Origin of the sequence: Quatrionicoccus australiensis (assembly GCF_020510525.1) — a bacterium.
GTDB classification, from domain to species: Bacteria; Pseudomonadota; Gammaproteobacteria; order Burkholderiales; family Rhodocyclaceae; genus Azonexus; species Azonexus australiensis_B.
On record NZ_CP075188.1, the window covers coordinates 1,246,248 to 1,259,903 of the forward strand.

13 protein-coding genes are annotated in these 13,656 nt (G+C 61.6%); 5 read left to right on the forward strand and 8 right to left on the reverse strand.

Annotation, left to right across the window (positions count from 1 at the left end; genetic code table 11):
* The first annotated feature begins 103 nt into the window (after positions 1-103).
* Positions 104-1,345: an NADP-dependent isocitrate dehydrogenase gene (icd, locus tag KI612_RS06000; protein ID WP_226442908.1), complete on the forward strand. Its 1,242-nt coding sequence runs from the start codon at positions 104-106 to the stop codon at positions 1,343-1,345.
* Positions 1,346-1,421: 76 nt separating this feature from the next.
* Here icd and KI612_RS06005 read toward each other — a convergent pair whose 3' ends face one another.
* Positions 1,422-3,077, reverse strand: a complete 1,656-nt coding sequence (locus KI612_RS06005) for a B12-binding domain-containing radical SAM protein (protein WP_226442909.1) — start codon at positions 3,075-3,077, stop codon at positions 1,422-1,424.
* A 69-nt stretch (positions 3,078-3,146) separates the two neighbouring features.
* A complete protein-coding gene (locus KI612_RS06010) occupies positions 3,147-3,365 on the reverse strand; it encodes a hypothetical protein (RefSeq protein WP_226442910.1) in 219 nt (72 codons plus the stop codon).
* A 214-nt stretch (positions 3,366-3,579) separates the two neighbouring features.
* On the opposite strand from KI612_RS06010, the gene murI reads away from it, so the two are divergent.
* Positions 3,580-4,368: a glutamate racemase gene (gene murI / locus KI612_RS06015; RefSeq protein WP_226442911.1), complete on the forward strand. Its 789-nt coding sequence runs from the start codon at positions 3,580-3,582 to the stop codon at positions 4,366-4,368.
* Position 4,369: 1 nt separating this feature from the next.
* Positions 4,370-5,569, forward strand: a complete 1,200-nt coding sequence (locus KI612_RS06020) for a CaiB/BaiF CoA transferase family protein (RefSeq protein WP_226442912.1) — start codon at positions 4,370-4,372, stop codon at positions 5,567-5,569.
* A 32-nt stretch (positions 5,570-5,601) separates the two neighbouring features.
* Here the strand turns inward: KI612_RS06020 and KI612_RS06025 are convergent, their stop codons facing one another.
* Both KI612_RS06025 and KI612_RS06030 read right to left on the reverse strand, forming a co-directional pair.
* Positions 5,602-7,230 carry a methyl-accepting chemotaxis protein gene (locus tag KI612_RS06025; protein WP_226442913.1) on the reverse strand — a complete coding sequence of 543 codons (1,629 nt, stop codon included), beginning with the start codon at positions 7,228-7,230 and terminating at the stop codon, positions 5,602-5,604.
* A gap of 114 nt (positions 7,231-7,344) precedes the next feature.
* Positions 7,345-8,043: an energy transducer TonB gene (locus tag KI612_RS06030; RefSeq protein WP_226442914.1), complete on the reverse strand. Its 699-nt coding sequence runs from the start codon at positions 8,041-8,043 to the stop codon at positions 7,345-7,347.
* Between KI612_RS06030 and KI612_RS06035 the strand changes: the two genes are divergently transcribed.
* Together KI612_RS06035 and KI612_RS06040 are read left to right on the forward strand one after the other, a co-directional pair.
* Entirely contained in the window at positions 8,012-8,953 is a 942-nt protein-coding gene (locus tag KI612_RS06035) for an ankyrin repeat domain-containing protein (protein ID WP_226442915.1), read from the forward strand. The genes KI612_RS06030 and KI612_RS06035 overlap by 32 nt on opposite strands.
* A gap of 144 nt (positions 8,954-9,097) precedes the next feature.
* Entirely contained in the window at positions 9,098-9,379 is a 282-nt protein-coding gene (locus KI612_RS06040; protein ID WP_226442916.1) for a hypothetical protein, read from the forward strand.
* A gap of 78 nt (positions 9,380-9,457) precedes the next feature.
* Here the strand turns inward: KI612_RS06040 and KI612_RS06045 are convergent, their stop codons facing one another.
* The 4 genes from KI612_RS06045 to KI612_RS06060 all read right to left on the reverse strand — a co-directional run bounded on the left by KI612_RS06045 (position 9,458) and on the right by KI612_RS06060 (position 13,614).
* A complete protein-coding gene (locus KI612_RS06045; RefSeq protein WP_226442917.1) occupies positions 9,458-10,066 on the reverse strand; it encodes a response regulator transcription factor in 609 nt (202 codons plus the stop codon).
* Positions 10,059-12,410: a PAS domain S-box protein gene (locus tag KI612_RS06050; protein WP_226442918.1), complete on the reverse strand. Its 2,352-nt coding sequence runs from the start codon at positions 12,408-12,410 to the stop codon at positions 10,059-10,061. The genes KI612_RS06045 and KI612_RS06050 overlap by 8 nt, the downstream gene beginning before the upstream one ends.
* 122 nt (positions 12,411-12,532) lie before the next feature.
* The gene (locus tag KI612_RS06055) at positions 12,533-13,258 is read right to left on the reverse strand and encodes an LrgB family protein (RefSeq protein WP_226442919.1); all 726 of its coding nucleotides are present in this window, start codon (positions 13,256-13,258) and stop codon (positions 12,533-12,535) included.
* A complete protein-coding gene (locus KI612_RS06060; protein WP_226442920.1) occupies positions 13,255-13,614 on the reverse strand; it encodes a CidA/LrgA family protein in 360 nt (119 codons plus the stop codon). Before KI612_RS06060 ends, KI612_RS06055 begins: the two co-directional genes overlap by 4 nt.
* Positions 13,615-13,656: the final 42 nt, after the last annotated feature.

The following is a 13,656-nucleotide window of genomic DNA, read 5'->3' on the forward strand; positions in this document are numbered from 1 at the left end:
CCCTTTTTGTTTCATAATCGCCGGCACGATCTGCCATGGCGAAGCCAGCAGCGGGAAGCTTCTTCCCGGATCAACGCAGCCGAAAACAATTCAAGGAGTGGTCATGACATCCCACATCAGGATTCCGCAAGGTGGTGAGAAAATTGTTGCGGGGCAAGCGATCCCGGACAATCCGATCATTCCTTTCATCGAAGGTGACGGGGTGGGCATCGACGTCACGCCGGTCATGATCAAGGTGATTGATGCAGCGGTCGACAAGGCCTACGGCGGCAAAAAGAAAATTCACTGGATGGAAGTCTATGCCGGCGAGAAATCGACCCGCCTGTACGGACCGGATGAATGGTTTCCCGAGGAAACCTTCGCCGCGCTGAAAGAGTATGTCGTCTCGATCAAGGGGCCGATGACGACACCGGTTGGTGGTGGCATCCGCTCGCTCAATGTCGCACTACGCCAGGAACTCGACCTTTATCAGTGCGTGCGGCCGGTGCGCTATTTCAGGGGCGTGCCCTCGCCCCTGAAGTATCCGGAGCAGACCAACATGGTGATCTTCCGCGAGAACACCGAAGACATTTACGCCGGTGTCGAGTGGGCATGCACGTCGGAGGAGGTCAAGAAGGTCATCAAGTTCCTGCAGGACGAAATGGGTGTCAGGAAAATCCGTTTCCCCTTCTCGTCTGGCATCGGTATCAAGCCGATTTCAGTCGAAGGCAGTTCCCGCCTGGTGCGCGCCGCGATCAAGTACGCCATTGCCAATGACCGCAAGTCGGTGACTATCGTGCACAAGGGCAACATCATGAAATACACGGAAGGCCTGTTCCGTGATGTTGCCTATGAGCTTGCAAAAAATGAATTCGGAGCCGAGCCGATCGATGGCGGACCATGGTGCAAGGTCACCAATCCGCATACCGGGCGCGAAATCGTCATCAAGGATTCCATCGCCGATGCCTTCCTGCAGCAGGTCCTGCTGCGGCCGGCCGAATATGACGTGATTGCGACGACCAACCTGAACGGCGACTACATCTCCGACGCGCTGGCCGCCCAGGTCGGTGGCATCGGCATTGCGCCGGGCGCCAATATTTCCGACCAGTATGCCTGTTTCGAAGCGACGCACGGCACGGCGCCGAAGTATGCCGGTCTGGACAAGGTCAATCCGGGGTCGCTGATCCTGTCGGCGGAAATGATGCTGCGCCATCTCGGCTGGAAGGAAGCCGCCAACCTGGTGATCAAGGCCATGGAATCAGCCATCGGCGACAGGAAAGTGACCTACGATTTTGCCCGCATGATGGATGGGGCGGATGAGTTGTCGTGCTCCGAGTTTGGTGATGCGCTGATCGAGCGGATGTAATATCTGCTGCGAAGCGGCTATTGCAGGAAGCCCTCCGGACGGGGGCTTTTGTTATTTTGGGCTGCTCCGCGCCCGGTCAGGCAACGAGCAGGCCCGTCCGGCGCAGGTCTTTGCTCAGTTCGTGCTGCTGGCTGGCGATGAAACGGTTGCGCGTATGCAGAAGGCGTTCGAGCAGGCGATCGCAGCGTTCGCCAAGGTCGGCCTCGCTCCAGCCCGATGTTCTTCCGCACTCGTGGCCCTGGCACGCATCTTCCAGCATTGTGAACAACAATTGGTTGGCGGAGCGAGTGATCGAGCGCAGGTTCGTTTCATAGCGCCGGCTGTGACGTACGGAAGGAAACAAGCGCCTGATGATGGCCAATTCGTTCCAGGCCCAGTTGATGTTGGGGGCGAGCGAGCGCTGTCCGTGTACCCAGCCGGCCATGCTGGTTAACTCGTGCACTTCCTTGTACAGGCTTTCGATACATGGTTCGAGGAAGTCGTAGTCGGGGTTGCAGATGTCGCCGCGCATGCGTCCTTCCGCTTCAAGGGTTGATTTGATCGGCGTTCCCTCATAAGGGAGCATGCGGCAGAAAACGGCCGCTGCACTGCCGTCACCAACGATCTCCCGGAGAAAGCGGATATTGTCGCGGATGCCGGGCAAGGTACTGGATGGATCGAAGAGCATGAAACCGAACTCGAACATCATGCCGATTTGCTTGAGTAGCGCGACTGCCCGCAGGTTCTGTTCGACATCGATCTGCTTGTGGAGCGTCTGCAGTCCGTGTTCGCTGCCCGATTCGAGTCCCATATAAACGAGGTAGAGGCCGGCTGCGCGCATTTCCGTGAATAGCGCTGCGTCGACCGCATCGGCGCGGCAGTTGATTTTCCAGGCGATTCGCCCGGCCAGCCCACTGCGCCACAACTCGGCCACGAACAGGCGAGCCCAGCGCTGCCATGCCTTGCCGTAGAGGGGAAAGTCGTCATCCTGGAATAGGAAGATGTTGATTCCCCGGGTGTGGTGCAGGTGGTGCATTTCCTCGACGACATGTACCGGTTGCCGGGTGCGTACGACCTTGCCGGGTGCCTGGCGGTAGAAGGTGTGGATGGAGCAGAAAGAACAGGTCCGGGCGCAGCCGCGGCTGGCAATGAGTGGCATCGCTCGTTGGCCGAGGATGGTTTCGGCTTCGTACTCGCGATCTGGATAGGGCAGGCGGTCGAGGTCGGGGAGCAGGGGACGCAGCGGATTCATCCGGACTCTCTCATCCTGCCGGTAGGCGATGCCGTCGATGTCCTGCCAGGCTTGTTGTTTGTCAAGGCGGCTGGTCAGTTCGAGCAAGGTCTGTTCGCCCTCGAAACGTACGACGCTGTCGAGGTGGGGGATGTGCTCCAGCGTGAGCGTCGGGTTCAGGCTGGGGAAGTGCCCGCCTATTGTGAAGTGGCAGGTCTGGTCATACTCGCGCAGGCGTTCGGCGAGAGTTGCAAAGCGCGGCAGGTAAAACTGGAAGATCAGCGAGAAGCCGATCAACAGGGGGCGCAGTGCCTGCGCCGCCTGGCACAGGCTGGCGACATCCTGTTCGATATCGAGAATCTCGACGCGATACCCAGCTTGGCGCAATGTTGCCGCAAGATAACCCAGACCGAGATTGCCCTGATTCAGGAAACCGATCAGCAGGACCGGTTGCTGCGTGCGGGCGGAATGCCGGGAGTCAGCCCGGGGAGCCGTCGTGACGGGAAGCGGGAAATGGCGCATCGTTCTCTCCTCGCGAGCGGCGGGATACGCGGCGGGCAGGGCGCCGTCCGCCGCGGGGTAATGAACTGCCTATTTTTTCCGGTTCAGTACGACGAGCGATTTGTCGAGCGCCTCGAGTTGCGCCTTGAGGACGGTGCGCTGTGCCTCAATCTGCAGGGCGCCGAGTTCACGGATCGCATCCGGGGTGAGATGGTCGATGACCCAGTCGGGGACCGGGTCCCACCACCAACGCGGACGGAAGTGAAAAGTGTCTTGAAGCTGGACGGGAATCTTGCTGGTTGTGGCCATGTTGAATCCTCCTGTATGACACGCTTGAAAATCAAAACCCATGACAAATGGGTAAACAAACACTAGCACTGCGCTGCTGGGTGGTCAATGACAATGGCGAATCTCCGTAAGTGCCGGGCTGGACATGCCGTGGTGTCGACGAGCACTTCAGGCAGTGCTGGGCTAAACTTGCAATCGGTTTGATAAGGACCGTCCCGGCTCGGGCGGCAACAAATTGGAACGTACCCAACCCATCGCTGTTTTCGACTCCGGCTTAGGCGGACTAACTGTCCTTCGTGCTTTGCGCGGTCGACTGCCGCATGAAGACTATTTCTATTTTGCCGACACCCGTTTTCTGCCCTATGGCGACCGTTCCGAGTCCTTCCTCAGGGAGCGCGGTGTCCTGATCGCGCAGGCGCTGGAAAAGCGTGGCGCCAAAGCCCTGGTGATTGCCTGCAATACGGCCACGGCGGCGGCGGCCGAGGCAATCCGGGCCGCAATCAAGCTGCCGGTGGTGGCGCTGGAGCCAGGCGTCAAGCCGGCGGTGGCGCTGACCCGGAGCGGTGTGATCGGCGTCCTGGCGACGACGCGTACTTTGCACAGCGAGCGTTTCCAGCGTCTGGTCGGCAATCATGCGCCGCATCTGAAGGTGCTGGCGACGGCTTGTCCCGGTCTGGCCGAGGCGATCGAGATGCGCGGCGCGCACAGCCCCGAGGTGGCGGCCCTGCTCGACGAGTTCGTGTTGCCGCTGGCAGAGGCCGGGGCCGATGTCGTGGCGCTGGGCTGTACGCATTATCCGTGGGTGGCCGAGGCGATTGCCCGGCGCCTGCCGGCCGGGACGCGCCTGCTCGATACCGGCGAAGCGGTGGCGCGCCAGCTGGAAAGACTGCTTGCCGCCGGCAATCTGCTCGGCGGCGGGGGCGGGCATCTGACGGTGGCGACCAGCGGTGCGCCGGCGTCGGTGGGCGCAACGGTCGACCGTCTGTGGGGGCAACATTTGCCCGTCGAACACTGGGAACCCTGACATGAGCGACATGCAAAAACCGCTGGCCGGCTTGCGCGTGATCGAACTCGGCACGCTGATCGCCGGGCCGTTCTGCACGCGCATCATGGCCGAATTTGGCGCCGAGGTGATCAAGGTCGAGTCACCCGACGGCGGCGATCCGCTGCGCAAGTGGCGCAAGCTCTACGAAGGCACCTCGTTGTGGTGGTACGTCCAGGCGCGCAACAAGAAGTCGGTGACGGCCAATCTGAAGCATCCGGAGGGCCGCGAATTCGTGCGCAAGCTGATTGCTGGCGCCGACATCCTGGTCGAAAATTTCCGTCCCGGCGTGCTGGAAAAGCTGGGCCTGGGCTGGGAGCAGCTCAAGGCTGACAATCCCGGACTGGTCATGGTGCGCCTGTCCGGATTCGGGCAGACCGGGCCGTACAAGGATCAGCCGGGCTTTGGTGCGGTCGGCGAGGCTATGGGCGGGCTGCGTTATATCACCGGCTTCGCCGACCGGCCGCCGGTGCGTACCGGAATTTCGATCGGCGATTCGATTGCTGCGCTATGGGGCGCCATTGGTGCGCTGATGGCGTTGCGCCACAAGGAAGTCAATGGTGGCGCCGGGCAGGTGGTCGATGTCGCGCTCTACGAGGCGGTGTTCGCGATGATGGAGTCGCTGGTGCCGGAATTCGATGTCTTCGGCTTCGTGCGCGAGCGCACCGGCAACATCATGCCCGGCATCACGCCGTCGAACACGCATACGACGCGGGATGGCAAGCACGTCACCATCGGCGCCAATGGCGATGCGATCTTCAGGCGTTTCATGCGTGCGATCGGCCGCCCCGATCTTGCCGATGATCCCGGCCTGGCTGACAATGCCGGGCGCGACGCGCGGCGCGACGAGATTTACGGGCTGATTGACGCCTGGTGTGCGCAGCACGACGAGAGCGAAGTGCTGGCCATTCTGGCGGCGGCCGAGGTGCCGTCGTCGCGGGTTTATTCAGCGGTCGACATGTTTGCCGACCCGCAATTCCTCGCCCGGCAGATGCTTGAATCGGCCCGCCTGCCGGATGGCAGGGAATTCCGCATGCCCGGTATCGTGCCCAAGCTTTCTGCTACGCCGGGCTCAACCGAGTGGCTGGGGCCGGAGCTGGGCGCACACACGGCTGAGGTCCTTGCTGAACTGGGTTATGCCCCCGGGGAAATTGCCGAGCTGAAAGCAAACGGGGCGGTTTGAGCCGCCCCATTGTTGTGGACCGTCAAGGCGCTTTATACCCGGAAGCGTCCGATCAGCTGTTTCAGGCTGTTGGCAATGCCCTGCAGCTGATGTGCCGTGGCTGCCGTGCCGCGGATGGTGTCGGTGGTTTCTTCGACCATGTTGGCGATCTGCTCGACGCGCTGGGCAATCGACGTGCTGGCGGCACTTTGTTCCTGCGTCGCATCGGCGACTTCACCCACCCGCTCCAGCGTGCGCCGGGCACCCATCTCGATGGCCTGCAGCGACTCGGAGGCGGAGCTGGCGAGTTGTACGCCTTCCTGGACTTCCGGCAGGGCTGAACTCATGGCTTCGACGGCGCCGACGGTATCGCTCTGGATGCCGATGATCATCTGCTCGATCTCGGTTGTTGCCGACGAGGTGCGTTCGGCCAGCTTACGCACTTCGTCGGCGACCACCGCAAAGCCGCGTCCCTGTTCGCCGGCGCGGGCGGCTTCGATGGCGGCATTCAGGGCGAGCAGGTTGGTCTGGCCGGCGATGTCCTTGATTACGTTGGCAATTGACGATACCTGCTTGGCCCGCTCTTCCAGGGCGCGAATCCGCCCCGAAGCATCGGAAACGGTATCGGAAATTTTCTGGATTGCCTGCGAGGCTTGTTGCACCCGCTCTGTCCCCTGGCCGGAAAGGGTGACTGCCTCTGTTGTGTCACGCGCGGTTTCGCGGGCACTGTCGGAGATGTGATTCGAGCTGACGGTCAGCTCCTCGATGGCGGCAGCCATCGCCGATGTTGCATCCGACTGCTGTTCGGCCGCACGTGCCACCTCATCCGAGGCGGTGGCAATTTCTTCGGCATTGTTGACCAGGCGGTTGGCGTCATTGTTGATTTCGGTCACCAGCTGGCGTAGCGAGGTCACCATGTCACCCAGGGCGCGCAGCAGGCTGCCGGCCGGGGCCGAGTCCAGACTGGCAGTCAGGTCGCCACCGGCAACGCTCTGCATGACGGCGGTAGCATCCTGCGGTTCGCCGCCCAGCTGGCGCAACACGCTGGCGCCCACCTGCCAGCCAACGAGCCCGAGCAGGACGAGCAGGGCTGCGGAGATGGCGCCGAGCAGCAGGGCGTTGCGCTTGTATTCGCGATCAATGTCGTCGATGTAGATGCCGGTGCCGAGCACCCAGTTCCAGGGAGTAAACGCCACAGCATAGGAAATCTTCGGTTCGGCAGTCTGCTGTCCCGCTTTGGGGAACCAGTATTCGACAAAGTCGCCGCCTTTTTTGCCGGCGCTGACCAGGTCCCGGATCAGGTATTTGCCGTTTGCATCCTGCATGTCGCTCTTGTTTGCGCCCTCAAGTTCCGGCTTGGGCGGCAAAAGGACATAGTTGTGATTGGTGTCGACGATGAAAAAGTAATCAGTGCTGTCGTAGCGCAGGTTGCGCAAGGCTTCCTTGGCGGCTTTTTTGGCATCTTCTTCCGCCAGCTTGCCGTCGGCTACCTGTTTCTGATAGTGAGCGAGCGTGCCGATGCCGATTTCGACCAGATTGCGGGTCTTTTGCTTGCGGTCTTCGAGCATGCTCGACTTGACCTGAAAAAGCGCGGTGAAACAAAGTATCAGCAAACCGGCCAAAGCCAGTCCAACCAGAATCTGAATGCGTGTCGCAACGCGCAAAGAGCCAAAGGCATTCATGTTGCTTCCCCCTGAACTACTAAAACGATTTTTTCAGTATCAGCGAATACTGATTCTGAGCAAAATCATACACGCCTGAAGTACCAGTAATACAGTATTGGTCAGGCCAATTTTCTATTTCAGTCTGAAGCGAACCGGCAACAAGGTTTCGCGGGGGGCATCGGCAGGCAGCGAGTGCAGCGAACGCACTGCTCGCAAGGCCGCCGCATCGAGAATTGCCTGGCCGCTCCCCTGTTCAACCCGGGCTGCACTGACCTGCCCCCGTTCATCAAGCAGCATCAGAACCACCACCTCGCCTTCGAGGCCGCGGGCGATCGCTTCGGCGGGATAGAAAAGGCCATCCGCAAGCTGCTTGTTGAATTGCTTGCGAACTTCCTGCGTCCATGTTTTTGTTGATTTTATATTATTTGGTGAATTTCGGTGTGGGGCTTCTTGTTTTTGTGCAACAGGCGGGGCGGGGGGCTTTTTTTCCAGTTCGAGCGGCACCGTGCTGACGGCAGGTGCGGCAGGTCGCAGTGCCGCCTGGATCGGTGGCGTTGGAGGCGCGGCTGGCGGTGTCTGGACGAGGCCGCCGATAAAAGGCGAAATGTGCAACAGCAGCGACAAGACCAAGGCGAGGGCTAGCCGGAAAGTGGTCCGGGTCATGCGAAAATGCGGCCTGGCCGGGGAGGAAAGTAATTTGATGAAGCAGACAATGGTGCGGGCAGTCAGAAGTAATCTGCTGGCTATGATAATCGCGATGAGCCCGGTTTTTCCGGCAATGGCGGAGCAGGCAAGCACATTGCCGACGCCGATCACCTTTACCAACAACATGGAACTGGGTGATCTGGGGCAGGCGCAGCGCTGGCTGGATGCCGGCCTGCCGCCCGACTTCATGGGCAGCCGCGTTGGTTCCGGCCTGATGATCGGTGCCTGGGAAGGCAATTTCGAGTTGATGCGCCTGTTTCTGGCCAATGGCGCCGATATCAACCTGTTGAACGACAATGGCGAATCAGCGCTGGTCCTCGCCGCCTGGCGGGGCAAGCTGGACGTCGTGAAATGGCTGCTCGAGCGTGGCGCGCGCATCAACGCGCCGCAACGGCAGTGGTCGGCGCTGCATTACGCGGTGTTTTCCGGGCATGCCGAACTCGCCGATTACCTGATCGAGAACGGTGCCGATATCGATGCCAAAAGCACCAACGGCTCCAGTGTGCTGATGATGGCAATTTATGAAGGCCGCGAAAGCCTGGCCCGCAAGCTGATCGAAAAGGGCGCCGACCGTTCGCCGCGCAACGACTGGGGCGACGGGGCGCTGGAATGGGCGATGCGCTTCAATCACCTGAATGTGGCGCGCATGCTGACCAATCCCGAAGAGTTCAATATCGCCGTCAGTCAGCCGAAAGAGAAATGGGGCGAGCCCAAGCGCTCGCTGCGGACATCGAAAGAACTCGATACGCTGGTTTCGATGCGTGAAAAACTGGTCGAGCGCGGCATGTCGACCGAGACCATAGACCGGCGCATTGCCGCCGAGCGGGTGCGTATCGTACGCAGCGAGCTGGATCGCCAGGCTGCGCCGGCACGGGCCGCTACGCTGGAAGTGACGGCCAGCCGCAAGACGCCGCAGCAGCAATCGACGCAGCTGATCTACGACGACAAGGGCAAGGCCGTGGGTTTCAAGGCGCCACCGGCGACTTATTTTGGCACCCCGAAAATGCCGCCCAAGGGGAACGTAAAGAATTATTAATGGCTGCGGCGGCCTGCATCTTGCACCTTTGTCTGATTGCAAAGCGGGCGCGCCTGATGCAGACTTCGAAAATAACGATTGGGAGGTTTTTGCATGCTTTATGTGGCCAGAGACGGCAATGGACTAATTTGCGAATTACATCCGATGCCGGTCGGCAACGCGCAGGAGGAGTTGACTGCCGACAATCCGGAGGTTCTGCAGTTCATTCACGAGCGTTGGCGGGAAAGCCAGCTGACCGAGCTTGATCGCGACTTCGTGCGCGTCATCGAGGATACGATCGAGTTGCTGATTTCCAAGGAAATCATCCTGTTCACCGATCTGCCGCCCAAGGTCCAGGAAAAGCTGCTGCGCCGCAAGGAAGTGCGCGAACTGACCAATTACGAAGGCACCATGGGTTCCGGCGGGGATGACCTGATTCCCCTCTGAGTTGTTGCCCGGTTCTGCCCGAAAAAATGCCGCTTCATGAAGCGGCATTTTTTTATCGGTCGACCAGCATTTTTCGGCCTATTTCAGACTCATTACCGCCTTGACCAGCTCGGCCAGGGTGCGCACCCCCATTTTTTCCATGACGCGGGCGCGATGGGCTTCCACCGTCTTCATGCTGATGCTGAGCTGGTCGGCGATCTGCTTGTTCAGTTTGCCGGCAACGACCAGTTGCATGACTTCCTTTTCACGCAGGGTCAGCTGTTCGAGACGATGGGTGATGGCGCCGTCGCGGTGGCGGCGGGCGGCGAGTTCGGCATCGAGTTCGAGGGCGCGGCGGATGCGCGACAGCAGGTCTTCGTTGTGGAAGGGCTTTTCGATGAAATCGCAGGCGCCGCGTTGCAGGGCGCCGACCGCCATCGGCACGTCGCCGTGGCCGGTGACGAAGATGATCGGCAGTTGCGAGCCGAGCGCATCGAGCTTTTCATGCAGTTCGAGGCCGCTCATTTCCGGCATGCGCACATCGAGCACGATACAGCCCGACATGTCGTCGCGGCGGGCGGCAAGAAAACTCTCGCCGGAGTCGAAGCAGGCGACGCGGTAGCCTTCGCCTTCGAGCAGCCAGTTCATCGAGTCGCGCATGGCCTCGTCGTCATCGACGACGTAGATGGTTTGCGTCAGCTCACTCATTTTCTTCCTCTATCGGTACGGTGAAACGGAACACGGTGCCGCCCTCGCGCTGCGGTTCAACCCACAGCCGTCCCTGGTGAAACTCGATGATCGAGCGGCAGATCGCCAGCCCTATCCCCATGCCTTCCGCCTTGGTCGTGTAGAACGGCGCAAAGATCTTTTCGATGTCTTCCTCGGCCAGTCCGTGCCCCTGGTCGCGCACGGCGATTTCGAGCATTCTTTCGTCGGCGAGGCGGGCCTTGATGAACAGCCGGCGCCGCTCGAAGGGGATGTCGTGCATGGCTTCAATGCCGTTTTTCACCAGGTTGAGCAGCACCTGTTCGATCATGATGCGGTCGACGACGATGCGCGGCAAGTTTTCCGGCAATTCGACGCTGATTTGTGTGCCGGTGCGCTGCGCCTCTATGTCGGCAAAGGCGCGTGCTTCGTCGACGATGTCGGCGAGTGCGACCGGTTGCCGGTTGGGGTCGCTCTTCTTCACCATGTCGCGCATGCGGCGGATGATCTTGCCGGCCCGTTCGGCCTGGTCGGAGGCTTTCTGCATCGCGGCGAGCAGGTCTTCGAAGCGGTAGTTGCCGGCCTGCATGCGCTTGACGCAGCCGGCGCAGTAGTTGGCGATGGCCGACAATGGCTGGTTCAGTTCATGTGCCAGCGACGAGGCCATCTCGCCCATGGTGATCAGGCGCGAGGTCTGTTCGAGGCGCTTTTGCTGCTGCAGATTGACTTCGTCGATCAGTTTTCGGTCGGTGATGTCGGCGGCGATCTGGACGCGCACGGTGCGCCCGTCCACCCAGCGGATGGCGCGTTCGTGCAGGTGATACCAGTGGCCGGACAGTGCGTGCTGGATTTCGCCGTCAAAAATTTCGCAGGGCAGTTCGTCGACCGAGAGTTCGTTCGGGTCGGCATGCAGGGCTTCCGGCGGTGGCCGGCAGGCGGCGGTGACCAGCGCCGAATCGCGGCCGACCGTGTCGAAGCCGAAAATGTTCTGGAAGGCCCGGTTGGCAAACAGGATTTCGCCGCTATCGACGGCGGCGACGTGCACGGCGGTATCAAGGCCGTCGATGACGGTGACGAAGCGCTCATGGGCCCGCTCCAGTTCGACGCGCACGCGCTTGGGTTCGGTGATGTCGTTCATCGAGGCCATCCAGCCGATCTGCTGGCCGTTGGTGTCGATCAGCGGCGAGAAGTACAGGCGGACGTCGAAACGCTCGCCGTTCTTGCGCATGATGCGCATCTCGAAGCCGCTGGCCGGGGCCTGGCCGGCCAGGGCGGTATCGATGTTGTGCTTGAGCTTGTCGAATTCTTCTGGCGGCCAGTAGGGGTAGGGCGGGGCAATGCCGACCAGCTCGGCTTCGTCGAAGCCGGTCATGCGGCAGAAGGCGGCGTTGACGAAGGTGATGCGTCCCGACAGGTCGATGGCGCGCATGCCGGTGATCAGCGATTGCGACATCGCCTGGCGGAAGGCGTAGGCATCGCGCAGCTTTTCTTCCGTTTCGGCGCGGCGCTGGGCATGCCGGCGCAGCTGGACCAGGGTGCCGGCGGCGATCAGGGTCAGGATGACGATCAGCGCCGCCGGTACATAGTGCAGCCAGGCACCGCCGCCGCGATAGGCGACGATGTTGAGGCCGAGCCGGTTGCCGGGCAGGTCGAGGCTGATCGTGCCGGAGATCTGGCGGTCGGTCGGCTTGATCGAGGAGTTGCTGTACACCTCGCGATCCTGCGCGTCGACCACGCTCAGGCTGTAACGGGCGGTAAATACCGTCGGCAAGGTCGCGCGCAGCAGGGTTTCCAGCGACTGCAGCGCGATGAAGGCGCCGATGTCGCTGCTGCTGCGCTGTACCGGCTGGATCAGGTCGTTGCTGTGCTGCTGGTAGGCATCGGTATAGTCCGGCGAAAAGATCGTGCGGCGCACGCGCAGGGCTTCCTGCAGGGTGGCCAGGCGCTGCCCGGTCAGTTGTTCGCCGACGAAGGTGACGTTCGACTCGTTGGGTGACACCCATTCCACCTTGCCGTCGGTATCGACCCAGACGATGGCGAGGATTTCCGGGTTTTCCTGGACGTAGCGCGTGGCGCGGACCTGGAAGGATTCGTAGGTGAGCTGCTTGAACTCCTGTTCGCGGGCAAGTTCGCCGAGAAAGTCCTGGTGCGCGTGCAGGCGGTTTTCGATGGTGCGCTCGGCCCAGTGCATGTCGCCTTCGAGGGCCGAGCGCGCCGTATCCTGTTCGCGCCACTGGAGCAGGGCGGTCAGGACGAGCATGGCGACAGCAAAAATGCCGATCGCGACGTAGGGGGCGAACCACAGCCAGGGTTGTTTCGGCTGGCTGGGTGGAGGTCGTATGAACATGGTCTGATTCTTCGCTGCGCCTGCCTTGCCGACCATAGGTACTTACCCTAACTGGACAGGGCGGCAAAAGCCGGCGGCAGGCATTTTTGCAGTTTTTCAGCGGTCGACCGCCGGGAAAGGCATCAAACGGCGCCCAGCCAGGGCGCGATGAAGGGCAGCAGCAGCGCCGTCAGCGCACCGTTCAGGCCCATCGCCAGCGCCGCGAAGGCGCCGCTCTGCTCATTGACCTGGAAGGCGCGTGCCGTGCCGATGCCGTGCGAGGCAATGCCGATCGCGAAGCCGCGGATGGCCGGGTCGCGCAGTTTCATCGCATCGAACACGTAACGGGCGCCAACCGCACCGATGATGCCGGTGACGATGACCAGCACCGCGGTCAGCGACGGAATGCCGCCGATGCGCTCGGCGATGCCCATGGCGATCGGTGTCGTCACCGACTTGGGGGCGAGCGAGAGTTGCGTCGGCAGGCTGGCTCCAAGCAGGCGGCCGATCGCGACGGCCGACAGGATGGCGGTCAGGCTGCCGGCGAAAAGCCCGGCGACGACCGGCAGCAGCATCGCGCGCACGCGGCGGAACTGCGTGTAGAGCGGAATGGCGAGCGCCACCGTGGCCGGGCCGAGCAGGAAATGCACGAACTGCGCGCCGGAAAAATAGGTCTGGTAACTCGTACCGGTCAACGTCAATAAAAGCACCAAAATGCTCACTGCGATCAGTACCGGGTTGGCCAGCGGATGACTGCCCGAGCGCCGGTAAAGCCAGAAGGCGGCCTGGTAGGCGAGCAGGGTCACGGTCAGGCCGAGCAGCGGCGAGGCGGCGAGATAGACCCAGATTTCGTTGAGACGCGGCGTCATGCGCTTTCCCCATCGGTTTTCGCCGGGTGCTGACAGAGTTTCATCACCAGGCCGGTGACGACCAGCGTGGCCAGCGTGCTGAACAGCAGCGACACGAGCAGGGCCGGCCATTCGTCGGCGATGCGGTGCATGTGCAGCATGACGCCGGTGCCGGCCGGCACGAAGAGCAGTGACAGGTGTTGCAGCAGGTTCTGGCTGGTCGTCTGCAGTTCGTGGTCGGGGCCGTCGCGCAGCAACAGGGCGATGAAGAGCAGCAGCATGCCGAGGACCGGGCCGGGTACGGGCAAGTCGAGGCCGCGCGCGATCACTTCGCCGGCAAGCTGGAAAATCAATAGTTGGGTGAGGGCGGCGAGCATGCGGCAATCCTTCATTGGGAAGGATTGCAGTGTATTTGCTCT